Below are 22,801 nucleotides of genomic sequence, written 5' to 3'. Positions count from 1 at the left end.
CCTAAACCTGTGGATAAGTCTAGTGCAAACTCTGTGGATAAGCTTTTTAAAAACAATATAAGCAACTGAAAAATAATGAAAAATATCAGTGTATAAAAATTTTTTAAATAATTTTTATCCGCCTAACACCTAAACCTTATAACCCTTAATAATTGACCTATCCCAGCATGAGTAAACCCCTTAAAGACCGTAATTTCGACCCCCTCATTGCCAAGTTTGAGCAAAAAGTCTATGGCACCCTCAAAGGTTCGTGGCGCTTACAGTGTTTGCAAGAAGATTTAGCAGGCCTGCAACAGCAAACGCCTTTGCAGATTTGGGATGCCGGTTGCGGTTTAGGCCAAATAGCTGGCTGGTTTGCCGCAGCGGGTCATAAGCTAACGCTAAGCGATTTATCAAAAAAAATGGTGGCACGTGCTCAAGCCGATTTTAACGAACAAAACTTGTCGGCTGATTTTTTAGTTGGCCCGGCTCAAGCCTTGGCACCCCAGTTGCCGCAGTTCGATTTAGTGCTGTTCCACGCCGTGCTAGAGTGGTTGGCCGAGCCGCAGGCTACCTTTAACCAGGTTATGGCAAAAGTGAAACCGGGCGGTTATTTGTCGGTGTTATTTTATAATCGTAATGCGATTGTTTACACCAATGTATTAAAGGGCAGTTGGCGCTGGCAACATATTTTAGATGATGGTTATATTGGCAAGGGTAAAAAACTCACGCCACCTCATCCACATTATCCTGAAACCGTTCGAGCTTGGTTGGCTGAGGCCGGTTTTGAATGTCAGCAGCAGACCGGTATTCGCGTATTCCACGACTACTTAACCCACGAAGTGTTGGCACAAAGTAATCAGGATGAACTGATGGCATTAGAGGCGCGTTTTTGTCGCCAACCCACCTATCGCGACATGGGTCGCTATATTCATATCCTCGCTTATAAACCTATTACTGAAGAGAATCCATTATGAGTTCAACACGCGCACCCAGTCGAACCAAAGCCAAATCGCCAGCGCGAGCTCCCACCAAACGACGCAGCCCAGCTGCTAAAACCGGCAATCCATTTCAAGCAGGTCGACGCAAAAAAACCTGGCTAGTAGCAGGCCTGCTGATGCTCGTCATGGCCGGCTGGTATAGTTATGAACATTATATTGCTCGTCCAGCAATGGTGTTTGCTGGTGTGCCTGTACATCAAGACTGGCAAACCCAGCTGACCAAGCGGATTATTCGTAATGATGCCTTTATGGTCGGCTATTCTGATTGGCTTGGCAATCCACTTTGGGTGAGTTATCAGGTGTTACCCCGTCCCGATAATGCGGCCAATTTGCCAAGACCAAGCCGCTTTGACAGTGATTGGCGCAGTTTACGTTGTTTAACCTTTGTTGCCTGTATTACCCACGAAGACTATACAGGGTCAGGCTATGATCGCGGTCATTTAGCCCCTAACCATGTCATCGCAACCCGCTATGGCGCGCAAGCACAACACCAAACCTTTTTAATGACCAACATTTCCCCCCAGCGTCCTGACCTCAATCGACGGACTTGGCAACGGATTGAAGCGCTGGCGGCCAATCAATTTTCGCAAGCTCATGGGCCATTTTGGGTGATAACAGGTCCCATTTTTAGCGACAAACCCAATTTTTTGCCAAGCTCGCCCAAGCGCATTGCGATACCCGATAGCTTTTATAAAATTTTTATTCAGCCTGGTGAAACAGCCGATCAACCGCCCAAAGTGTTGGCTTTTATTGTGCCGCAAAATGTAAAAGGAGACGAGGATTTGAGGACGCTGGTGGTGACCGTACGCGACATTGAAAAACGCACTGGACTGAACTTCTTTCACCAGTTAGATGATGGGGTCGAAAACTATATCGAAACTTTGATAGATAAGGATAGCTGGGGATTAACCCAGCGTTTAGCCAATCAGCGCGCCCGTTTTTAAGCGCGCTGATTAACCACTATAACTTAAAAGCTTAAGCGGGCTGATAAGGCCACACTGCGCCCTAAATCCTGTGCAAAGCCCTTATAGGTGTTTAAATAGTCACGGTAAGCGGTATCAAAAAGATTATCCACCCGCGCGGTCACCTGCCAGGTTTGCCCATTGACCCGCCAATCGGTTTGGTAAGCCAAATGCCAGACACTGTAGGCATCGGTTGACGCCACCCCTATCGGCTCATCATCGAACTGGCCAAAGGGTTCAAAATCGCCAGGTGATGTTCTTGCTGCCACGGCTTTTACCCCTAAACGCAATTGCGCCGATTCCTGCCAGCTTAATTGAGTAAAGTGATATTGCAACTCAACTAGGGCATTATTGGCCGGAATCAAGGGTAAATCACGGCTATTGTCGCGATCACGTCCCGAAATCAACTCAAGGTTAGCGTAGGTGTGCCAATTTGCTGACCAGGCCTGCTGCCATTCCAGCTCTAAACCTTGAATCACGCCGTTGGTTTGCTCTGCCTTCATTTCACGAATACAGCTGTGTTCAGTTGGGTCAGTACAAACCTTGTAATGATCCTCTTTATCACGGAATTGGCCGGTATTGGCCAAATAGATATAGTTATCGATATGCTTTTGATAGACCGTTACCTGCCACTGACTGGGTTGCGTTTGATAGCGCAAGCTTAAATCAACATTAAGCGCACGCTCCGCTTTTAAATTGGGGTCACCAATTTGAACCGCATTCACGCCACTATGGCTACCGCCCGCATACAACTCATATAAACTCGGCGCACGATAGCCTTGTGAAATATTCGCGGCCACCGCCCAAGCCGGTGCAATCCGATAGGTGACCCCTGCAGCCAAGCTGGTATTAGCAAAGGTTTGTTCATTGTTAGTCGCATCAAAGACTTCAAGGTCTTCAATAAAGTGCTCGTTATCGTGACTCAAGTTCGCCTTTAGACGCTGCACATCATGCCGTGCGCCCAATTGCCATAACCAACGCCCCATATCGGCTTCTTCAAAGAGATACACACTATGACCTTGCTCGCTGCCGCTTGGGGATAGCTCACCACTGACTAAGCGTTGGTTTTTACGCATAAACTCAATCCCAAACTCACCTTCCCAGGGACCAACTTTTGGATGCTGGAAAGCCAAATGGATATCATGACGCTGGTTACGCAAATCCAAATCATCATGATCATGCCCGTGATGATGACCATGGTGATTACCAAAGTCCTCAAAGCGCGTATCATGACTTTCCTGCAAACGATTGTCGGTATAGGTATAACTTGGCTTAAACAACCAGTTATGGGCAAGATCAATCTCGGCGCCTAATTGCCACTGATGCTGGGTTTTGATATGCCCAGCGGGTTCGGCCTCAAACTCATCATCGTCATGGTCTTCATGCACAGCAAGAATATTTTGCTTTGACTGCCAATAGCGATAACGCGTTTCTAACTGACCCCAATGCTGACGATTAGCCAAACCTAGTGTAAATGCGGTATTTTCGTGATTAGTGAAAGGGGTGCTACCCACAAACAGGGGGCGATCACTAGGCTCGGCATCGGGATCGTTGTCCGCTGTTTTGCCTCGCGGCGTCACTATATCGCCTGCTTTACGGCCCACCACACCTAGCTGTAATGACCAATCTTGGTTACTAAACGCACCTTTTGCACCTAACAGCGCGCCACGGGGATTAGAGGTGACGCCCGCATCAAATTGAGCCGATTGTTGTGTTGCACCTGCTGGCGCAAACTCAAAGCGTGGCGCGACCAAATTCACCGCGCCACCTAACGCACTCCCTCCGAACAAAACCCCTTGCGGGCCACGAATAACTTCGATACGTTCAGCGAATAAACTTTCAACCGGCGGGGTATGTTGGACACCATAATTTTGAAAATCTTGTACTGCACCATTGACCAAGACTTTAACTCGCTCACCTGATAAACCACGAATAACCGGTTTACCGGTGGCCGCACCTGTGCTCTGATTATTCACGCCAGGTAAACGCTCCAGACTGGCGCCTAAATTAGCGCGATCCATCAAATGTTGATCAGCCCCGCTTAACACACTAATTTGAGTCGGTAATTCAAAGGCCGTGTGACCGTGTACCGGTGATCCCGTCACGATCACGGGGGCCAAATGCATATCTGATTCAGCCAAGGCTAACACAGACTGGGGTACACAGATGACGCCCGCTAGGGCAAGGTACAGCTTATGGTGTTTCAATTTTTATCGCTCCTTATTATGTTTTTATTTTTAAAACGCGGCTTAAAACTGCCACTCGGCACTCAGGCGCAGGTTGCGACCTGCATCCAATGTGGTGAACTCCTGTCCATTTTGCGCAATACGCACTGAAGCATGATCGGCATAGCGGGTATCGAAAATGTTTTCTAATGCGGCGGTTAAGCGCAAGGCCTGCTTGGCCACTGCCGCCGGCTGCCACTGCACCTGGACATCATGGGTGATATAGCCGGGTTTATCCGCTCGCGAAAATCGATTCGCGGGTGGACCAACTGTATCAGGATGCTTATCCGTTAATTTGGCAACACCCGTAAAGGTATAACCCAAAGCAAGATTATCCTGCGCTTGCCATAGCCCGTTTAGTACCAGCTTGTCACCGACAGAACTACCGACTCTTGCTGATGTACCAGCGGTATCGGCTGGCAATCCATCATAGCCACGTAGTTTGTTATGGCTATAAGCGGCTTCAAGCAACACACGGTTCAAGCCCCAATGACCTCGCAATTCATAGCCTTCGCTGATAATGTCGCCTGACGCATTTTTAAAATCTTTTGTAAGTGCGCCTGCCCCTTCACCGGAGGTTAGCCAATAATCCTTAATCCGTGTTTTATAAACGGTTAACTCGAGTCCGGCATGATCATCGCGCGTAAACACCTCATCACTGTGCCAACGCACACCGGCTTCATGCAAGATCGCCCGTTCAGGTTTAATCTTGCCGTTTTCGCCCAGTTCAAAAGTTTCACCATCACCTGGTCTTGGATACTTCGACAACCAGTAGGCTTGATTTAACCGTGAACCGCGTAATGACTCACCGTAACCGGCAAAGAGGGTGACCTGTTGCTGACCGGTGAGTAGATCCCACTCACCACTTAGGTTAGGCGACCAACCGCTGCCCGCATTGCGATATTGATTATCTAAGCGACTGTAGTAACTGTCGTAACGCAGACCGCCACTCAAGCGCACCGGGCCATAGCTCATGCGATCCTGCAGATACAGGCCATGATTAATGGCAAACTCACTGCGTGCATCACCGGTGGTGCGATAACGATTTTCATCACGAAAATAATTCGTGCCGTAGGTCAAGGCATGGTTGGTCGCTCCCCAACTAAAACGGCTGGTATTAAACAAATTCATGCCATAAGATTCGGTCAGGGCTAATTCTGCGAGTCGATTAGGTAGCGCGACATCTAAGCCGTTCTCGCTGTGATATACCCTAAGCTGCATATCAATTTTTTCATCAGACGGGTTATAGCCATAACTGATCGTTTGGCGCTGCTCGTAGATACGTTGATCATCACTACGCTGCAAAGGGGATTGTGCGCCGTCAGGAAAATTCGCGCGGAACTGTCCGCCCAAATCCTCACTGGCTTGCGCACTGATGCGCAGACTATGATCATTACGGTCTAGCATACTGAGTTTTAGCAAGTAATTATTGTGTGATCCCGCCGTTGAAGGCACGGTTTCACCGCCACCCGCACGCAGATCGCTGTTTTGAGTACGACGCATATAGGCTAACAAGCCAGTGTAGTCATCCAATTGACCATAAACAGACGTGGTTAGGCCGCCTAAATCCCGTGCCGATTCATAGTGTCCACCAAGACGTGCGCCGATGGTTTCGCCCGGGCGTAACCAGTCCTGCGCATCGACGGTTTCAAATTGCACGCTGCCACCTAACGCACCTGGCCCGGCATCAGCTGGCGCTGGACCACTAAAGACCCGCACTTGCTTATAAAGCGCGGGATCAATTTGTAAGCGTCCTTGGTGATGAAACAAATTCGCACCTTGACGCGCGCCGTCTATTTGAATATTGAGATTTAAATCTTCCACCCCGCGTAGCACAATTTTTTGGCCATTACGGGTTGAACCGCTGACCACACGAATAGCAGGATCAAGGCGAAACAAATCATTGAGCGTTTTCGCTTGATAGAGTTCGGCTGAAGCAAGATCGACGTCGCGCTCGAAGGTATTGTTAGGCACATCCCGGCCCACTTGAATACTGGGCAAGGTGTTGTCGCTGGCCTGTTCACTCACCTGGTGATGATCGGTGTTCGCGCTCACAAGCAGTGGACTCGTCGCTAATAATGAGGTAATCGCAAGGTTTATAGGTTTTAAATAGGTGTTCATAGTTATCCTTAATTTAATGCACGCCCACTCGCGCTCAAGACTACAAACGGGGCAGCCGTGAGGACGAGTGAGGCAATTGGGTTAAAAATGCAGTTAAATTAGGACAAACGGTGGGGCGCGTCCCCAAAAGTCAGGATAAAAGCCAGGAGAATAGACCTTGACCCAGCTTGGCAGGGCATAGGTGGTATATAACGGGAAATCACTTAGTAGTAGATATGCACGATCGGTGACGGCGGTGGTTGACGTCACTTCATAGAGTTCGCATAACCAGGTTTCTAGCGCATCGTGGAAGGCCGAGAAGGGAAGGTGTTGGTGAGCATGGTGAGCCTGCTGCTGCGAATGATCTGCATGACTGTGCTGGTCGTGATGACTGTGCTGGTGATCATACAAATGGGCATGAAAAGGGTGTGCAACATCGTGTATCAGCGCCAGGCCTGGCACACTGATAAAACTAAAAATTAATGTCCACAACAAAAAAAGTCTTTTCATCTAATTATTATACTAAAGCTGTCAAGTCTTTCTGTGCCCTGAGCACAATTTTTTGGCATAATGTTCCACATGAAACGTCGTCAATTTATCCAACACATGACCCATTCACTGGGATGGCTATCAGCAGGCCTGCTCACCGCAGGTTGTAGCCCTAATGAAGTACGTCAATCGATTCAGGTTGGTCGCAATCTATCTGAAGGTCGGCTTGATAAAGCGATCACCAGCCAAATTCCCGTGTCAGGTGTACCAGAAATTGATCGGCTCGTCCGGGATCAACTGCAAGAACTGGTATCGTTTTTAGCCCGCAAGTGGGGCGATGAAAAAACCGCCAGTCCGCAAGAATTTGTAAAATACAGTGATGACTTTGAAACACGGGCAATTGTTAATTTTGAAACACGGTTAGTTAGAGTTGAAAGCTTAAATGAAGATCGTGCTGTGTTACAAAAAGCGATTATCACCACCTTACTGACTCCCGACCGGCCCGACCAGGTTGATTTATTAAGCGACCAACCAATTCGCGGCTCAGGTCAACCTTTTTTATATCCACTGGTGAGAGATCACCAGGGACAGATAGTACAGTTTGAGTGGCGTGCCACACAATATGCGCAACACCTGGCTAACAATCAGCGCCAAACCCTGCGCCAACGCGGCCAACCTGATCGATTTTTTGTTGAATTTGCGCTCTCGGCACAGCTTGATCGTCAACAGCAGACTAAATTTGCTGACTCTGTGCGCCGTCATAGTCGTACTTACAATATTCGTCCCGACTTAATCTATGCCATTATGGAGGCGGAAAGTAGTTTTAACCCCTATGCCATGAGCCACATTCCTGCGTATGGTTTAATGCAGATTGTACCGACCACTGCTGGCCGCGATGCTCACGAACTTATTTATAAACGTCCTGGCACGCCAACACGCGATTACTTGTTTGTTCCGGACAATAATATTCGAATGGGTGTAGGCTATTTATCTATTTTAGACACCCGTTATTTGGTAAGGGTGAATAATCCATTAAGTCGAGAATATTGCGTGATTGCCGGCTACAACACCGGCTCGGGGAATGTATTACGTGCATTTGATAATGATAGGAGTCGAGCTTTTGAGCAGATTAACCGCATGCAACCGCAACAGGTTTATCAGCATTTAGTTCGACATTTGCCTTTTGCTGAAACTCGGCGCTATATGCAAAAGGTCACCGAGTTCCAACGCAAATATATTTAACTTGCGAGCTTTGCCAAGGCCTGCATTTGCTGGGCAATTAAATCACGTGAAGCCGCATCAACTAGCTCACCCTGTTCAGTGATTTTTTCTCCACTTAGTCCGACCATGATTTCAGGGCCGTTCAGCACTTTCGCATCTGCATAGATAAACATTTGGCGTAAATGATATTGCGCTCGTGCGCCACCAAAGATACCTGGGCTTGAACTCATAATCGCAATCGGCTTGTGTTTAAACGGTGCATCAGGATGAATCGATAGCCAATCAATGTAATTCTTGAGGGCTGCGCTAATTGAATAATTATATTCAGGCGTGGCTAAAATTAAGGCATCGGCCGCTTTTGCCTGCGCCGCTAACTGATTTACTAAATCTGGAAAGCCGTTAGCTAAATCGTCTGGGTTTAGCATCGGCAGGGCGTTTAAGGTCACCATCTCCATGGTAACGCCTTCTGGTAACAATTCTTGGGTGGCGCGTAATAACGCCGTATTGGTTGAAGCGGCACGAAGACTGCCGCTAATGCCTACAAATTTCATCGCTTGCTCCTTAAATATATGGTTTTAAACTAAATCAAATAATAAAAATTCACTGGCTTCTTGGGCGCTAATCGCAAGCTGCGATTCATCTTCTACAATTAAAGCATCACCGGTTTGAATGGCCTCTCCATTCACCACTAAGCCACCTCGAACCGTTTGTAACCAAACACCACGGCCAGGTCTAATGTCGAAACTCAGCTCATCACCTTTGGCAAGCTCTGCACGATACAAATCAACATCTTGGTTAATAAATACCGCACCGTCTTTGGGTTGCTGGCTGGCTAGTAACGTAAGCTGGCCCGATGGTGCTTGGTCGTAACGAATCTGTTGATAGCTTGGTTTGATGTTCTTTTCTGCCGGAACTAACCAAATTTGGTACAAATGCGTGGTCGCCTGATCATCAGGATTAAACTCACTATGGGTAATGCCCGTTCCTGCACTCATGGACTGGATTTCACCATGAGTAATTTGTTCTTGGTTGCCCATACTGTCACGATGCGTAAGGCGTCCCTCTATGACATAGGTAATAATTTCCATATTGTCATGGGGATGGGTTGGAAAACCTGAATTAGGTGCAATCCAATCCTCATTCATCACTCGTAAACTTCTAAAGTTCATATGCTTACGATCAAAGTAGCTGCCAAATGAAAAGGTGTGATAAGACTTTAACCAGTCCTGTTCAACATAGCCTCTATCGCGTGAGCGTCTTACTTTTAGCATGATTATACCCTCGCTGTATAAGTTTTGTATATATTTACGTATAAGCCTTGTATCAAATTATACTATTTCCTTTTAGCCAGTAAATATTTAAAATGGCAAAATACTTTTTCTAAATGAGAATAATCATGCGGCAACATCACGACAGTTTAGAAGGCTTAACTATTTTTGTTCAGGTGATCGAATCAGGGAGTTTCAGTGGCGCAGCATCTGAATTAGGCCATGCAGTGTCACATATTAGTAAAAGCATTACCCGTCTAGAACAACGTTTAGGTGTGCGTTTAATTCAACGCACTACGCGCAGTTTAAGTTTAACCCTTGCTGGCAAAAGCTATTATCAAAAGGCTAGGCAAATTGTTAATGAAGCACGCGATGCGGAGTTAAGTTTGACCCAGCATAATTTACAACCCAGCGGTCGACTTAAAATTAGCCTACCAAATAGTTTTGGCCAATCTCATCTACAACCGCTGATTACACAGTTTGCACAGACCTATCCAGATGTCCATTTACAATTAGACTTTTCCAGTAGGTTGGTCGATCTTGTCGGCGAGGGCTTTGATTTAGCTATTCGTATGGGGCAATTAAAAGACTCCAATATGATCAGCAGAAAGTTGTTGGATTATGGTTTTTATACCGTTGCTACGCCGGACTTTTTAGCCAAACACCCTATGCCCATGCATCCTCATGATCTGAAGCAGTTGCCGGCGGTTAAATATACCTATAATCAAGTACCGCTCACCTGGGACTATTTGAATGAAACAGGCAAAAAGTTTCACGTGGAACCAGAACACCGGGTGGAATGTAATAATATGCCGATGCAAAAAACCCTGGTGATGGCAGGCGTTGGGGTTGCTAGACTACCAAGCTTTATTTGTGAAACTGAAATAGCCGAAGGGAAACTTATTAGGTTATTGGCGGAATATGACACACCACAACAATCTGCAACACTGGTCTATCCAAATAAACAACATTTAACCACCACCGTGCGTCATTTTATAGACATGGCAGTAACCTATTTCGCCAAATCAAAATCGATACCAGAAAACACAAACAATAGCGGCCGACGCTAGACCACCAACCACTAGACATCTATAATACACGGAATTAAATTAGCAGGAAAAACAATGAGCGCCAACCATAAAGACACGCTTTTTGCCCAGCCTCATCAAGGCCTCAAATCTTTCTGTTTTGATGAACAAGTGGCCTCCGTTTTCCCAGACATGATTGAACGTTCCGTACCAAGTTATGGTGAAACACTAAAAGGCATTACCGAACTAACACGAGCTTTTGTGCGACCCAACACGCGTTTATATGATCTTGGTTGCTCACTTGGCGCGGCAACCCTAGCCATGAGACGAGCAGTAGAGGACAAACCCTGTAACATTATTGCCGTCGATAATTCAACAGCCATGTTAGCTAAAGCCAAAGATTACCTTGGCAATTACCATTCTTCGCATCAAGTTGAATTTGTACTTGATGATATGTTAAAAATCGACATAACGAATGCAAGTGTAGTCGTCCTAAATTTTACCCTGCAATTTATTGCCCCTGAACAACGCATCACCATGTTAGAACGAATTTATGATGGTCTGATTCCGGGTGGCGTATTGATTCTGTCAGAGAAATTAATCAACCCTCAAACTCAGATACAAACACAGCTCGAAACAATGCACCTACAATTTAAACGGAATAACGGCTACTCTGAGTTGGAAATCAGTCAGAAACGCGCATCGCTTGAAAATGTACTAATAAGCGACAGTCGTGAAACTCATCTAAACAGGCTTAAAACCGTCGGATTTAGTGCAGCAGATAGCTGGCTACAACATTTTCAGTTTGCATCCTTCTTAGCGATCAAATAATTTCATAAGGCGTTTCACGTGAAACATCATCTCAACACACTATGGCCATTACTTAAAAATACCCGACTTGAACCCTGGATTGATGAACTACCCTCATTAATTGATAGTGCTCTTGAACCTGATGCAAATGGCAATCTACAGCGATGGCTAACAGCGCTTGAATACATTGATAAATTTCCAAGATCTTATGAAGCAGCATTAAACACTAGCGCTGTTACTTTAAAATACAACGAAAATACACAGGCAGAAGTTGATTGGACAAATTTAGAAACCAGCCTTCGTGCGCTGATGCCGTGGAGGAAAGGGCCTTATCAAATCGGTCCTATTTATATTGATACCGAATGGCGATCTGATTTGAAATGGCAAAGGTTAAAACCCCATCTCGGTAATCTAACCAATCTAAGGTGTCTTGATGTCGGCTGTGGCAGTGGTTACCATCTTTGGAGGATGCTAGATGATCAGCCAAAACTGGTCATTGGCATTGATCCAAGCCTGCTGTTTATGGCACAGTTCAGTGTCATCAAACAGCTGTACCCCAATCCGAATGCGCCAATTTTTTTCTTACCGCTACCGCTTGAAAAACTACCGGTATCCAAATTTGGTGGTGACTTTGACCGTGTCTTCTCAATGGGCGTGCTTTATCACCGCCGATCACCAATCGATCATATCTACGAATTAAAACGACAATTGCGTAAAGAAGGTCAACTCATACTAGAAACTTTGGTCATCCCAACAGGCCAAGGTCAACTTTTAGTACCTGAAGATCGGTATGCCCAAATGCGCAATGTGTGGTTTATTCCAAGTGTTGATGAATTGATACACTGGGTAAAGCGTTGTGGTTTTGTAAATGTGAAATGCGTTGATTTGAATCAAACCACAAATGAAGAACAACGCACAACTGATTGGATGCAATGGCAATCCTTAAGCGATTTTATTGACCCAAATGACTCAAACAAAACTATTGAAGGCTATCCAGCTCCACATCGCGCTATTATTATGGCTACTAATCCAAATTAACAGGCGCAATACTGAAACGACTTATTCAAACTCAAGGATACTGTAAGAAAGTTTCATATTTGCCAATTGCAATTCATAATCAGCCGGTCATAATGGATAGAAATAAAATAAGAGAAACCTTATGTCAGCAAGTCTTTTAACCGAATTTCAACAATTACAACAACTCCTAAACCAACGCATTATAGGTCAGCCGCATCTTATTGAAAGGTTGCTAATCACGCTATTGGCTAAAGGCCATCTGCTAGTTGAGGGGCCGCCTGGTCTGGCTAAAACCAAAGCGGTCAAAACCCTAGCTGAAATGATCGAAGGTGAGTTTCATCGCATTCAGTTCACGCCTGATTTACTACCTGCGGATATCACTGGTACCGATATTTATCGCGCCGAAACACATCAGTTTGAATTTCAACCTGGGCCCATATTTCACAACATCATTCTGGCAGACGAAATTAATCGTGCACCAGCCAAAGTACAATCAGCTTTGCTTGAAGCGATGGGCGAAGGACAAGTGAGTGTCGGTCAACAAAGCCTACCAATGAAAAAATTGTTTATGGTCATGGCAACCCAAAACCCGATTGAACAAGAAGGCACCTATCCCTTACCAGAAGCACAACTTGATCGGTTTTTGATGCAAGTCAAAATTGACTACCCGCAGCGCGATAGCGAACGCAAGATATTAGACTTAGTGGAAAACGAAGCCCGTGATAAGGAGCAACAGCACGCTGCATCAGAACTCAGTGAATCGGCTATATTTGATGCCAGACAAGCCATTCTAAATTTACACATGGCAGACTCAGTTAAAGACTATATTGTTGAATTGGTTATGGCAACGCGTCAACCCAGCAAATATTCGGCCAACCTAGCCAAAAACATCGCCTATGGTGTCAGTCCTCGTGCCACCATAGCACTATCAGCCTGTGCACGGGCCCAGGCCTGGTTACACGGTCAGGATTTTGTTAGCCCACAAAATGTTCAAGCCGTCATTCATGACGTATTCCGTCATCGTCTGCTATTGAGCTACGATGCTGAAGCCGATGGAATTAGCGTTGAACAATGTATTGATTCCATTCTTGAGTGGGTAACGGTCGTTTAAATGCACACAAGTTATGATCCCAGTTTATCCAGTCAGGTAGCTGACCTCATTAAATGGCGGTTTCACGTGAAACACCTAAAATTAGGCCATCACCAAAATATTATTGCGATTAACGGCGGTCAACATGCCACACCCAGAAAAGGGCGGGGCATGGAGTTTAATGAAGTGCGCCCATATCAGATAGGCGATGATCTGCGTCATATCGATTGGAAAATCAGTGCACGCACTCAAAAAACCCACACCAAGCTCTACAGTGAAGAACACGAAAGACCGATTATTTTTTTAGTCGAGCAAAGCCCATGTTTACTCTTTGCCAGCAAGGGGCAATTTAAAACAGTACTGGCCATGAATGCCTGTGCCCAGTTAGGTTGGGCGGCACTCAATCAAGGTGATCGTGTGGGTGGCTGTATTATTGGTGGCGACCGCCAACGCTGGTTTCAACCAAAACGCCAAACAAAAACCTTTAATGGCTTACTTAACGAAGGCACAGTGCAACAAAGTAACATTACCCGCCCAGGGCAAGCGAATGTGCAGGCCTGGTCAATGGCACTCGAAAAAGTTAATAATCTGGCCCACCCAGCAAGTCGCATTATTTTGATTGGCGATCTATTTAACCTAGACCAATATGCTTGGCATAAACTAACCGAACTCAGTCGTCACTGTTCAATTGACGCCTTGCACCTCGTAGATCCACTAGAGCAAACATTGCCAGCAGCAGGCCTGCTTAAACTTTTTGATGGCACTGGAGAACTCAATTTAGATGCGCGAACCCACCAATCACGCCGTGCTTATCAACAGCATTATCAGCAGGCCTGGTTACACTTAAAACAAAAATTTCGCGTCATCAATAGTGGCCTGTCAGAACTTACAACTGCCCAACCCAGTCTAAACCAGTTACTTAAAATGGGATGGTTGCGCAAATGAATCTAAATCAACCCCAACAAGAGCTTCTTAATCCTTTGGCAGAACAATTGCACGATATTATCCTGCCTGAGCCAATTGGTTGGTGGCCGCTAGCCGCTAGTATTTGGGTGTTATTGATTATTATCCTAGGTATTCTTATTGGGCTTGCTGCTTATTTTTGGCATAGATATCAACAACATAGCTATAGACGTATGGCGATAGCTGATGTCAAAAAACAGGCTGAACACAACAATGATACTGAACTATTACACAAACTTAATGCCACATTAAAACAAGTGGCGATGACCACCTATGGACGCCATCAAGTCGCGCCACTAACAGACGAGGCCTGGTTGGCTTTTCTAGCAAGCAAAGCGCAATTTGTACCTCAACCCAATAACATTAAACAACTCGTGCAATACTATGGCGCAAACACCCAACTCAGCGCGGCCGAGCGCCAACGCCTAATCCATTACGCCGAACAATGGATTAAGGAGCATCATCTATGAGTGGCATAGCCGACTTGTTAAGTGCCTTTCACTTTATATGGCCCGCATTAATTTTAATTGCGCCCTTACCTTGGTTGGTAAGACGTTATTTAAAACCCGCCGCCCAAGAACAACAACCCTTGGTTGCACCAACTCTTGGACAACGCTTGCGCAACTTCATTGCCCCGCAGCAAACACTCGTCGATGACGCACAGGGTGCAAAAATGCACCATGTTTCACTACATCTAGCATTTGCAATCATTTGGCTACTGTTGATCTTAGCCGCTATGCGACCTGTTTGGTATATCACCCCAGCCCCCTTCGAAGCCAGTGGCCGCGATATGATGCTATCGATTGATATTTCACCCACCATGCTGCGTGAAGATATGAGTTGGCAAGGTCAACGAGTTGATCGCTTGGTTGCACTTAAACGAGTGATGGATGAATTTATTACTCAACGTCAGGGCGATAGGATGGGGTTGATTGTATTTTCTACCGAAGCTCACTTGGTTAGCCCACTCACCTATGATTTACAGGCGATTAACCAATTAATGATGGAATCCGAAGTCGGCATGGCAGGGAATACCACCGCAATTGGTGACTCGATTGGCTTAGCCATTAAGCATCTGAGCGAACAACAAAACGACCGCGCCGTGTTAGTGTTACTAACCGATGGAGCCAATAATGACGGCTTTCTTGATCCGATAGAGGCCGCAGAAAAAGCCGCTGAAATGGGACTCATTATTCACACTATCGCCTTTGGTAATATTGACACCTCAAGAGGCCGACCGGTAAGCAGTGCGTTTGATATTGATCTTGAAGCCTTAGAAAAAATCTCCGGCTTAACCGGTGGACGAAGTTTCGCTGCCGGCGATGCACAAACATTGCGTGACATTTACCGCACGATTAACGAACTTGAAGCCAATACCTTCGAGCTTAATCATTACCGCGCGCGCCATGAATTGTTTATTTGGCCATTAGGCCTAGCACTCCTATTAAGCTGGTTAATTGCCGTTTATCGACTTGTCCGTTCGGAGCTAGCCCATGTTTAGCGAATTTATGTTTATTCGTCCTTGGTGGTTACTGGCGCTGATTCCTAGTTTGGTGTTATGGGTACTTTATCTGCGCCGCGTCAGCCAAAACTCAGACTGGCAAACGATTATTGAACCTAAATTTCAACCCTGGTTACTCGGCAACCAAAACCAAACCAAAAAATCTATCCCCATGGGATTAACCGGCCTTCTGATCATTTGGATAACGGGTATCATCGCCTTAGCCGGCCCCAGCTGGCAAAGTCAGACCTTACCTGCCCAACCAAATAGCACGGGCAGTATTATTGTTTTGGATTTATCAGCGTCTATGTATGCCGATGACCTCAACCCAAATCGAATCACCCGCGCACAGTTTAAATTAACTGATCTGATCCGCCAAAACCCAGAGTTACAATTGGGGTTACTGGCCTATGCCGGCACACCACATATGATTACCCCGTTATCACAAGATGCGACAACGTTACTCAATCTCTTACCGCATCTCACACCCAGTATCATGCCAAGACCAGGTGCCGATGCCGTCGCTGCCCTAAACATGGCCGTAGAAATGCTCAACCAAAACCATATTAATCAACGCCACATTATTTGGCTCACTGATGATGTTGAAAGCCATGAAATTGAAGCCATTGTACGGCTGATTAATCAACGCAATATTCAACTAAGCATTATGAGTGTCGGAACCCAACAGGGTGGGGTGATCCACCATCCTAGACTTGGGCTATTAAAAGATGCCCAAGACCAATTAATTATTGCACCGGTACCTGAAACACGTTTGGCGCAAATCGCGCAACAGACCGGTGGGCGCTATGTCAGATTGCGTCTTGATGATCAAGATTTAAGCAGCCTACTGCCACGCGCTACACCAACAGGACGAACCGCTAAAGCCGAATCAACCCAACAGGTTAACCATCCAGTCGATTTTGGGATGTATTTCGTCATCGCACTGCTATTGCTTGCCATGTTTGCCATTCGTCGCGGCTGGTTAATGAATTTAGCAGGCCTGGCCTTGTTAAGCTCACTGCTCAGTGTTAGCCTTCCTCAACCGGCTTGGGCGGAAGAGCAAATTGACCCGCCCAAACCGACCTGGTTGCAACGCATTGCACCCTTATTTATGACCGGTGATCAACGGGGTTACCAGGCCTGGTTACAACAAGACTATTTGGCGGCTGAACGCGAGTTTAATGATCCGAATTGGCATGCGGCCAGTTTATATCGGATTGGCGGTTACCGACGTGCCGCTGAATTATTTGCTCAGGATACCAGCGCACAAGGTCAATATAATCTTGCAAATAGCCTAGCCCTAGCTGGTCAGCTGGAAGAGGCACTTGACGCCTATGATCGTGCCCTGGCCTTACAAGCCGACTTTGCACAAGCGCAGCAAAACCGCGACCTCGTCCAACAATTGCTCGAACAACAAGCCGAAGCCCAGCCTCAAGCTAATGTACCTATTCCCAGCCAAAATGATAATGAAGGGGAAGATGAAGGCGGTGGCGGCCAAGCCAGCAGCGATGACAGTGACAGTAATCAAGATGACTCGCAAACCGGTGAAGAAACCAATCAAGAAGGCGAATCAGCCAATGAATCGACAAGCGGCCAAAATGAACAAACCAGCGAAACACGGGGTGAAACCAGTGGTCGCCCAGAAGCAGCAGAAGAACTTGACCCAGGACTAATTCGTGAAGAAGACCCTGCCAATAACGAATCGGCTGAAGAAGATGCCGTTGAACCAACAGAAAACGAAGAGGGCATCGTGCCCGGTAATCAAGCCTTTGATCCGGAACAACTGCGACAAATGCGTGAACGCGATCAATCTAACCAGGCCTGGTTAAATCAGATACAAGACAATCCAGGTCGTTTTTTACAACGAAAATTTCAATATCAAATTCAACAAGAATCGCAAACATCGCGATCAAGAACGACCGATCAAGGGGGTAAAACATGGTAATGCAAAGACTCATTTTATTACTGAGTTTCATGTTAATGCCCATGCTTGCAACTGCCAACTGGTCAGATCGTACCCTAAGCGCCGAACTTGAAGCCGCCAAGGTTAACCAAGGAGAAATTGTCAATCTTAAAGTCTTAGCTAATTTTCAAACCACTACTCGTGGACCCGATTTTTCGGTGCTGATGGATGACTTTGAAATTCTAAGCCGCCAAGCGTCCAGCCAATTACGGGTTATAAATGGTCAACCCACTGGTACGACCTTGTGGGAAGTGGCATTAATGCCAAGGCGAACCGGTGTCATCACTATTCCGGCTTTTAGCGTTGAAAATGTCACCAGTGAAGCCTTAAGTGTTGAGGTACTAGAAACACGTGCCGCCACAGCCGATTATCGGGTGACCTTTATGACCGCCGAGGTGTCTACCGAAACCCCTTATGTGCAACAAGAAGTCCTCTATACGCTCAGACTTTACTATCTCGGCTCCCTGCGACGCGGCTCGGTCGATATGCCGGTGTTTAATGATTTTTTAAGCGAACGTTTAGTCAACCAGAATCAATTTGAAACCCTGGTCGATGACCGACTCTATCGTGTCATTGAATGGGTGTATGCACTTTATCCGCAAAAGAGTGGTGAACTCACTATTACACCAAAAAACTTCGAAGGGGCACTGTTACGTCAACGCCAAATAGAGGTATTTCAATCACGTTCGAATGGGCTGACACTGCAAGTTAAACCTATTCCGGCAAGTTTTCCAGCTGATGCGACTTGGCTACCGGCTCGTCAAGTTCAACTCAAGCAGGACTGGCAAATTACCGGTGCCTTTAATGTTGGCGATACACTTAGCCGTCGCATTACACTTGAAGCGGTCGGCCTACAAGCTAGCCAACTGCCAGACCCTGTTTTTAAAGAACAGGAAGGATTTCGCGTTTACGCTGACCCGATTGGACAAAACCAACACAGCGGTCAACAAGGTATCAGTAGTGGTAAACAACAAAACTTTACCGCGGTGTTTCAACAAGCCGGGGATATTGAGTTGAGCGAAATAACCCTACCCTGGTGGAACACCACCACAGACAGCTTAGAAATAGCTCGGCTTAATGCGCGAACCATTACAGTATTACCAGCTACCCATCTAGAGGCACCCATCGCTGAATGGCTACCAGATACGGCTGTCACTAGCCAATCAACCGCTTACTATTGGCCAGTTTTAACCGGCTTATTTGCAAGCCTCTGGTTAATCACCTTATGGTTATGGTATCGACGTGGTCAGCCCTTAATGGCTATGAACAACACACAAGCAGTGACCAGGGATATTGATCCTAATAAACTGCCTAGTTTGGCAGAATTTAAAACGCTCAGTGTGCTACAGCAAAGTGACTGGCTAAAAAAATGGTGGCAACTACAAGGCCATCCACTTGCCGCCATGCCGCATCAAGCACCAACACTATACCAAGTGCTGCAAGCCATTGAAGCTCTAAAATATCGGGCAGAATTGCCAACAGAACAAGCCTTAGATCAGGCAACAGAAGAGCTTTATGCCGCTATTTTAGACTGGCATCAAGCCCATCCTAGTGCAAGCCAGCAGGCCGCAAATCAGTTAGCCGCGCTTTATCCAACTTAGCAGCAATTATGAAAATAGTTTTTATTAACGAAAAGTGATGAAGTCATAAAATAAATAAATGCTTTTAACTATTGCAACTCACTATCATTTAGCTTAAATTAGCAACATAGATTTTTTACTAATGGCGAAATTATGCTAAAAATCAGTGATATTCAAGTTGTATACAATCAAACGCCGATTCTAGATCAGTTTAATCTAGACATTGCGGCGGGTGAAATTGTCGGCATTCTTGGCCCAAGCGGCTGCGGCAAAAGTACACTCCTTCGAGCTATTGCCGGATTCGTTGAATTGGCCAAAGGCGAAATCTGTCTTAATAATGCCTGTTTGTGCAACTGTAAATGCTTTATGCCGCCGGAAAAACGCGGTGTCGGCATGGTGTTTCAAGACAACTCACTGTTTCCACACTTAACTGTAGCTGGCAATATTGCTTTTGGTCTAACCAAATTGACTAAAACTGAGCGCCAAAAACGTGTTAATGAATTATTAGAACTGATTCGTTTAGACGGCATGGGTGATCGTTACCCGCATGAACTTTCCGGTGGCCAGCAACAACGTGTCGCATTAGCTCGTGCCTTAGCCCCTAAGCCTAGCTTAATTTTATTTGACGAACCATTTTCGAGTTTAGACAAGGCCCTTAGTGAGCATCTTGCTGTTGAAATCAAAGCCTTGCTAAAACAACAAAAAACGGCCGCGATTTTAGTGACACATACTCAACGAGAAGCCGAACTGATGTGCGATCGTTATGCAGCCTTAGAAGATGTTTCGCTAAATAATTGGATTCAAACTGCCGCTTAATTCATCGCTTTTTTAGACCATCAAAACGCCGTACATCGGCGTTTTTTTAATTTAACCTTTGCTAACTTGTTAAGGAATAGACATGAAACATCCGTGGTTAGTGTTAAAAACAGTTGTTATCACACTGGGCCTGGTAGCTGTTACGGGATGTAGCCGCGATGATCAGCCCAATTCAGCCGCGACTGCCATTGAACCCGTGGTAGTGTACAGTGCCCGTGCTGAGCACTTAATTAGACCTTTATTTGAGCGCTTTACCGAAGAAACGGGGGTTCCGGTGCAATTTCAAACCGGTAATGCCAATGCCATGGTTGAGCGACTCAAAGCAGAAGGCCGTCAAACCCCAGCAGACCTGCTGATTACCGTTGATGCCGGCAACCTTTGGTATGCCGCTGATCAAGACCTATTCCAACCGCTTAATAGTGCACTGATTAATGAAACCATTCCAGCACATTTGCGCGATCCAAACGATCTATGGACGGGTTTATCCATTCGTGCCAGAACCTTTGTCTATCACAAAGATCGCGTTGATCCTGCCGAATTAACAGACTACGCAAACCTAGCCGATCCAAAATGGCAGGGACGCTTGTGTTTGCGTTCTTCCAGCTCAGTCTATACCAAATCATTATTAGCCAGTTTAATTGCGCATCATGGCGAACAGCGCACTGAAGAAATCGCTCAGGGTTGGGTGAATAATTTAGCAGCGCGTCCTCATTCTCGTGATGCGAATGTTATGGATGCTATTTTAGCCGGACAATGTGATGTAGGCCTGGTAAACACCTACTATTTTGGTCGCTTAGAAGCTGAAAATCTTGACACCCCTTTAACACTGGCTTGGGCTAATCAGAATAGCACCGGAACTCATGTGAATGTATCAGGTGCCGGTATTACTAAACACGCTAAAAATCCTGATGGGGCGCGTCAATTGATTGAATGGTTAGCCAGTGACCAAGCACAACAAATTTTTGGCGCATTAAACCGTGAATACCCTGCTAAACCCAACACTGAGATTGATCCACAAGTCGCCGCTTGGGGTCAGTTTATTCAAGACCAACTCAATCTAGCGGTACTCGGTGAACAACAACAAGCAGCCACTAAATTGGCTGATCGTATTAGTTATGATTAAACCTTCTATCACTAAACTATTTGGGTGGGAATGAGTTTTCCACGCCTATCCCCTTGGCAACTCGCATTTTGGGCACTGATACTGGTTATCAGTCTGCCCTTATTGCGTATTTTAGCCAGTTGGTTTGAACCTAGCTCTGATATTTGGATACATCTTTATCAAACCCGACTAGGTAGTATAGTTAGCAATACATTACTACTATTATTTGGGGTGGCTATTGGTGTCACTTTACTTGGTGTGGCACTGGCTTGGGCCGTTACTTTATGTGAGTTTCCCGGACGTAAAATATTAGAGTGGCTACTGTTTTTACCCTTTGCCTTGCCCGCCTATGTACTGGGTTTTATCTATTTAGGTATCTTTGATTTTCCTGGACCGGTGCAAACCTGGTTGCGCGATACTTTCGGTTGGGCAGGTTTAGATATTCGTGCCTATGGTTTAACTCTCGTTATTGTTATGACACTCGTACTCTATCCCTATGTTTATATGCTAGCTCGGACAGCTTTTTATGCGCAAAATAGCGCTTTGATTGAAAGCGCGCGCTTAATGGGTATGAATGGCTGGCAAGTGTTCTGGAAAGTAAGCTTGCCATTAGCCAGGCCTGCTATTGCTGCCGGTGCCATGCTTGCCCTGATGGAAACCCTAGCCGATTTTGGTACCGTTACGCTCTATAACTATCACACTTTAACCAGTGCTATTTTTAGCGTCTGGGAAAATTTTCGTTCATTGCAAGTGGCCGCCCAGCTCTCGACCTTGTTATTAGTCATTGCCGTGTTGCTCATTTTTATTGAACGCTTTAGTCGTGGCCGTGCGCGTTATGATGCGCGTCACCGAATTAGTTATCGTCCTTATAAATTAACCGGTTTAGCTGGGTGGTCTGTCACGATCATAATCAGCTTAGTGGTATTTTTAGCCTTTATATTGCCGCTTATTCAATTGCTTATTTGGGCTTGGGAGGCGTTTAGCATTGAATGGGATAGGCGTTATTTTGATTGGATGGGTAATACCTTTACCCTAGCTGGTGTTGCTGCGTTGTTGACTGTTTCACTAGCTATCTTACTTAACGCTGTGCGCAGCCACACGAAATTATCCCTAGCAAGTAAGCTTGGACTGCGTTTTGCTAATTTAGGTTATGCGTTACCTGGATCGGTACTCGCTGTCGGAATTATGCTGTTAATTATCGAGATGGGTGAAAAGCTTGCTCCTGGCTACGGTATATGGTTAAGCAGTGGCGTGTTGGCCTTGTTACTCGCTTATACCGTTCGTTTTCTAGCCGTGGCTTACGGACCAATAGAAAGCCATTTTGATACCATTACACCTTCTATGATTGAAGCTGCTCGCAGTTTAGGCGCGAATCAACAACAACTCATCAGCCGAATTTATTTACCTATCCTGAAACCAGGCCTGGTTATTGCGGCTTTTATGGTCGCCGTTGATGTGATGAAAGAATTACCCGCCACTTACTTATTGCGCCCCTACGGTTGGGATACGCTTGCGATACGCGTTTATGAACTAAGCAGTGAAGGGCTGTATGATCAGGCTGCATTACCCGCCTTGATGCTACTTGGGTTAGGATTAATTGCTTTACTAGGCGTCGCATTTATAAATAAATACTATCAGCCTTCCCGCGCCAAAAACCCCGAACCCTTTGCTTAAAGCAGGTTAGCA

20 protein-coding genes are annotated in these 22,801 nt (G+C 45.9%); 15 read left to right on the top strand and 5 right to left on the bottom strand.

All coding sequences use genetic code 11. The features are described 5' to 3' along the window. Positions 1 to 167 precede the first annotated feature (167 nt). Both THIAE_RS10440 and THIAE_RS10435 read left to right on the top strand, forming a co-directional pair. Complete coding sequence (locus THIAE_RS10440) at positions 168 to 956, top strand: methyltransferase domain-containing protein (protein ID WP_006460020.1); 789 nt, start codon at positions 168 to 170, stop codon at positions 954 to 956. Next, on the top strand, positions 953 to 1,924 hold the full coding sequence (locus THIAE_RS10435; RefSeq protein ID WP_006460021.1) for a DNA/RNA non-specific endonuclease: 972 nt from the start codon (positions 953 to 955) through the stop codon (positions 1,922 to 1,924). The genes THIAE_RS10440 and THIAE_RS10435 overlap by 4 nt, the downstream gene beginning before the upstream one ends. Before the next feature lie 23 nt (positions 1,925 to 1,947). On the opposite strand, the gene THIAE_RS10430 is transcribed toward THIAE_RS10435, so the two are convergent. From THIAE_RS10430 to THIAE_RS10420, 3 genes are all read right to left on the bottom strand, one after another. Further along, entirely contained in the window at positions 1,948 to 4,149 is a 2,202-nt protein-coding gene (locus tag THIAE_RS10430) for a TonB-dependent receptor (RefSeq protein WP_006460022.1), read from the bottom strand. Between the two features lie 42 nt (positions 4,150 to 4,191). Then, complete coding sequence (locus tag THIAE_RS10425) at positions 4,192 to 6,288, bottom strand: TonB-dependent receptor plug domain-containing protein (RefSeq protein ID WP_006460023.1); 2,097 nt, start codon at positions 6,286 to 6,288, stop codon at positions 4,192 to 4,194. A 93-nt stretch (positions 6,289 to 6,381) separates the two neighbouring features. Further along, positions 6,382 to 6,777, bottom strand: a complete 396-nt coding sequence (locus THIAE_RS10420) for a hypothetical protein (protein WP_006460024.1) — start codon at positions 6,775 to 6,777, stop codon at positions 6,382 to 6,384. A gap of 69 nt (positions 6,778 to 6,846) precedes the next feature. On the opposite strand from THIAE_RS10420, the gene THIAE_RS10415 reads away from it, so the two are divergent. After that, positions 6,847 to 7,998 (top strand): murein transglycosylase domain-containing protein, encoded by a 1,152-nt coding sequence (locus THIAE_RS10415; RefSeq protein WP_006460025.1) that lies wholly within the window; start codon positions 6,847 to 6,849, stop codon positions 7,996 to 7,998. Here THIAE_RS10415 and THIAE_RS10410 read toward each other — a convergent pair. Continuing rightward, entirely contained in the window at positions 7,995 to 8,528 is a 534-nt protein-coding gene (locus THIAE_RS10410) for an NADPH-dependent FMN reductase (RefSeq protein WP_006460026.1), read from the bottom strand. The genes THIAE_RS10415 and THIAE_RS10410 overlap by 4 nt on opposite strands. Before the next feature lie 24 nt (positions 8,529 to 8,552). Further along, positions 8,553 to 9,248 (bottom strand): pirin family protein, encoded by a 696-nt coding sequence (locus tag THIAE_RS10405; protein ID WP_006460027.1) that lies wholly within the window; start codon positions 9,246 to 9,248, stop codon positions 8,553 to 8,555. A 125-nt stretch (positions 9,249 to 9,373) separates the two neighbouring features. Between THIAE_RS10405 and THIAE_RS10400 the strand changes: the two genes are divergently transcribed. From THIAE_RS10400 to THIAE_RS10345, 12 genes are all read left to right on the top strand, one after another. Continuing rightward, positions 9,374 to 10,315, top strand: a complete 942-nt coding sequence (locus THIAE_RS10400; protein WP_006460028.1) for a LysR family transcriptional regulator — start codon at positions 9,374 to 9,376, stop codon at positions 10,313 to 10,315. A gap of 54 nt (positions 10,316 to 10,369) precedes the next feature. Continuing rightward, positions 10,370 to 11,104, top strand: coding sequence for a carboxy-S-adenosyl-L-methionine synthase CmoA (gene cmoA / locus THIAE_RS10395; protein WP_006460029.1), 735 nt, complete (start codon positions 10,370 to 10,372; stop codon positions 11,102 to 11,104). Positions 11,105 to 11,122: 18 nt separating this feature from the next. After that, complete coding sequence (gene cmoB / locus THIAE_RS10390; protein ID WP_006460030.1) at positions 11,123 to 12,121, top strand: tRNA 5-methoxyuridine(34)/uridine 5-oxyacetic acid(34) synthase CmoB; 999 nt, start codon at positions 11,123 to 11,125, stop codon at positions 12,119 to 12,121. Positions 12,122 to 12,242: 121 nt separating this feature from the next. After that, complete coding sequence (locus tag THIAE_RS10385) at positions 12,243 to 13,211, top strand: AAA family ATPase (RefSeq protein ID WP_006460031.1); 969 nt, start codon at positions 12,243 to 12,245, stop codon at positions 13,209 to 13,211. 66 nt (positions 13,212 to 13,277) lie between these two features. After that, positions 13,278 to 14,135, top strand: a complete 858-nt coding sequence (locus tag THIAE_RS10380; RefSeq protein ID WP_239232381.1) for a DUF58 domain-containing protein — start codon at positions 13,278 to 13,280, stop codon at positions 14,133 to 14,135. Then, positions 14,132 to 14,623, top strand: a complete 492-nt coding sequence (locus THIAE_RS10375; protein ID WP_006460033.1) for a DUF4381 domain-containing protein — start codon at positions 14,132 to 14,134, stop codon at positions 14,621 to 14,623. Before THIAE_RS10380 ends, THIAE_RS10375 begins: the two co-directional genes overlap by 4 nt. After that, a complete protein-coding gene (locus THIAE_RS10370) occupies positions 14,620 to 15,654 on the top strand; it encodes a VWA domain-containing protein (protein WP_006460034.1) in 1,035 nt (344 codons plus the stop codon). The genes THIAE_RS10375 and THIAE_RS10370 overlap by 4 nt, the downstream gene beginning before the upstream one ends. Beyond that, positions 15,647 to 17,599, top strand: coding sequence for a VWA domain-containing protein (locus tag THIAE_RS10365; RefSeq protein ID WP_006460035.1), 1,953 nt, complete (start codon positions 15,647 to 15,649; stop codon positions 17,597 to 17,599). The genes THIAE_RS10370 and THIAE_RS10365 overlap by 8 nt, the downstream gene beginning before the upstream one ends. Next, on the top strand, positions 17,593 to 19,218 hold the full coding sequence (locus THIAE_RS10360; RefSeq protein WP_006460036.1) for a BatD family protein: 1,626 nt from the start codon (positions 17,593 to 17,595) through the stop codon (positions 19,216 to 19,218). Before THIAE_RS10365 ends, THIAE_RS10360 begins: the two co-directional genes overlap by 7 nt. Before the next feature lie 132 nt (positions 19,219 to 19,350). After that, positions 19,351 to 20,013 carry an ABC transporter ATP-binding protein gene (locus THIAE_RS10355; RefSeq protein ID WP_006460037.1) on the top strand — a complete coding sequence of 221 codons (663 nt, stop codon included), beginning with the start codon at positions 19,351 to 19,353 and terminating at the stop codon, positions 20,011 to 20,013. Between the two features lie 82 nt (positions 20,014 to 20,095). Next, positions 20,096 to 21,136: a Fe(3+) ABC transporter substrate-binding protein gene (locus THIAE_RS10350; protein WP_006460038.1), complete on the top strand. Its 1,041-nt coding sequence runs from the start codon at positions 20,096 to 20,098 to the stop codon at positions 21,134 to 21,136. Between the two features lie 30 nt (positions 21,137 to 21,166). Next, complete coding sequence (locus THIAE_RS10345; RefSeq protein WP_006460039.1) at positions 21,167 to 22,789, top strand: ABC transporter permease; 1,623 nt, start codon at positions 21,167 to 21,169, stop codon at positions 22,787 to 22,789. The last annotated feature ends 12 nt before the right edge of the window (positions 22,790 to 22,801 follow it).

Origin of the sequence: Thiomicrospira aerophila AL3 (assembly GCF_000227665.2) — a bacterium.
GTDB classification, from domain to species: Bacteria; Pseudomonadota; Gammaproteobacteria; order Thiomicrospirales; family Thiomicrospiraceae; genus Thiomicrospira; species Thiomicrospira aerophila.
Note: the sequence above shows the minus strand (reverse complement) of the source record. Positions and strands in the feature narration are given on the sequence as shown.

Coding starts and splice junctions, on each gene's coding strand:
- THIAE_RS10410 (WP_006460026.1), bottom strand. CDS start 8,528: ATGAAATTTGTAGGCATTAGCGGCAGTCTTCGTGCCGCTTCAACCAAT.
- THIAE_RS10385 (WP_006460031.1), top strand. CDS start 12,243: ATGTCAGCAAGTCTTTTAACCGAATTTCAACAATTACAACAACTCCTA.
- THIAE_RS10400 (WP_006460028.1), top strand. CDS start 9,374: ATGCGGCAACATCACGACAGTTTAGAAGGCTTAACTATTTTTGTTCAG.
- THIAE_RS10415 (WP_006460025.1), top strand. CDS start 6,847: ATGAAACGTCGTCAATTTATCCAACACATGACCCATTCACTGGGATGG.
- THIAE_RS10355 (WP_006460037.1), top strand. CDS start 19,351: ATGCTAAAAATCAGTGATATTCAAGTTGTATACAATCAAACGCCGATT.
- THIAE_RS10370 (WP_006460034.1), top strand. CDS start 14,620: ATGAGTGGCATAGCCGACTTGTTAAGTGCCTTTCACTTTATATGGCCC.
- THIAE_RS10345 (WP_006460039.1), top strand. CDS start 21,167: ATGAGTTTTCCACGCCTATCCCCTTGGCAACTCGCATTTTGGGCACTG.
- THIAE_RS10425 (WP_006460023.1), bottom strand. CDS start 6,288: ATGAACACCTATTTAAAACCTATAAACCTTGCGATTACCTCATTATTA.
- THIAE_RS10365 (WP_006460035.1), top strand. CDS start 15,647: ATGTTTAGCGAATTTATGTTTATTCGTCCTTGGTGGTTACTGGCGCTG.
- THIAE_RS10350 (WP_006460038.1), top strand. CDS start 20,096: ATGAAACATCCGTGGTTAGTGTTAAAAACAGTTGTTATCACACTGGGC.
- THIAE_RS10435 (WP_006460021.1), top strand. CDS start 953: ATGAGTTCAACACGCGCACCCAGTCGAACCAAAGCCAAATCGCCAGCG.
- THIAE_RS10405 (WP_006460027.1), bottom strand. CDS start 9,248: ATGCTAAAAGTAAGACGCTCACGCGATAGAGGCTATGTTGAACAGGAC.
- THIAE_RS10440 (WP_006460020.1), top strand. CDS start 168: ATGAGTAAACCCCTTAAAGACCGTAATTTCGACCCCCTCATTGCCAAG.
- THIAE_RS10375 (WP_006460033.1), top strand. CDS start 14,132: ATGAATCTAAATCAACCCCAACAAGAGCTTCTTAATCCTTTGGCAGAA.
- THIAE_RS10360 (WP_006460036.1), top strand. CDS start 17,593: ATGGTAATGCAAAGACTCATTTTATTACTGAGTTTCATGTTAATGCCC.
- THIAE_RS10420 (WP_006460024.1), bottom strand. CDS start 6,777: ATGAAAAGACTTTTTTTGTTGTGGACATTAATTTTTAGTTTTATCAGT.
- cmoA (WP_006460029.1), top strand. CDS start 10,370: ATGAGCGCCAACCATAAAGACACGCTTTTTGCCCAGCCTCATCAAGGC.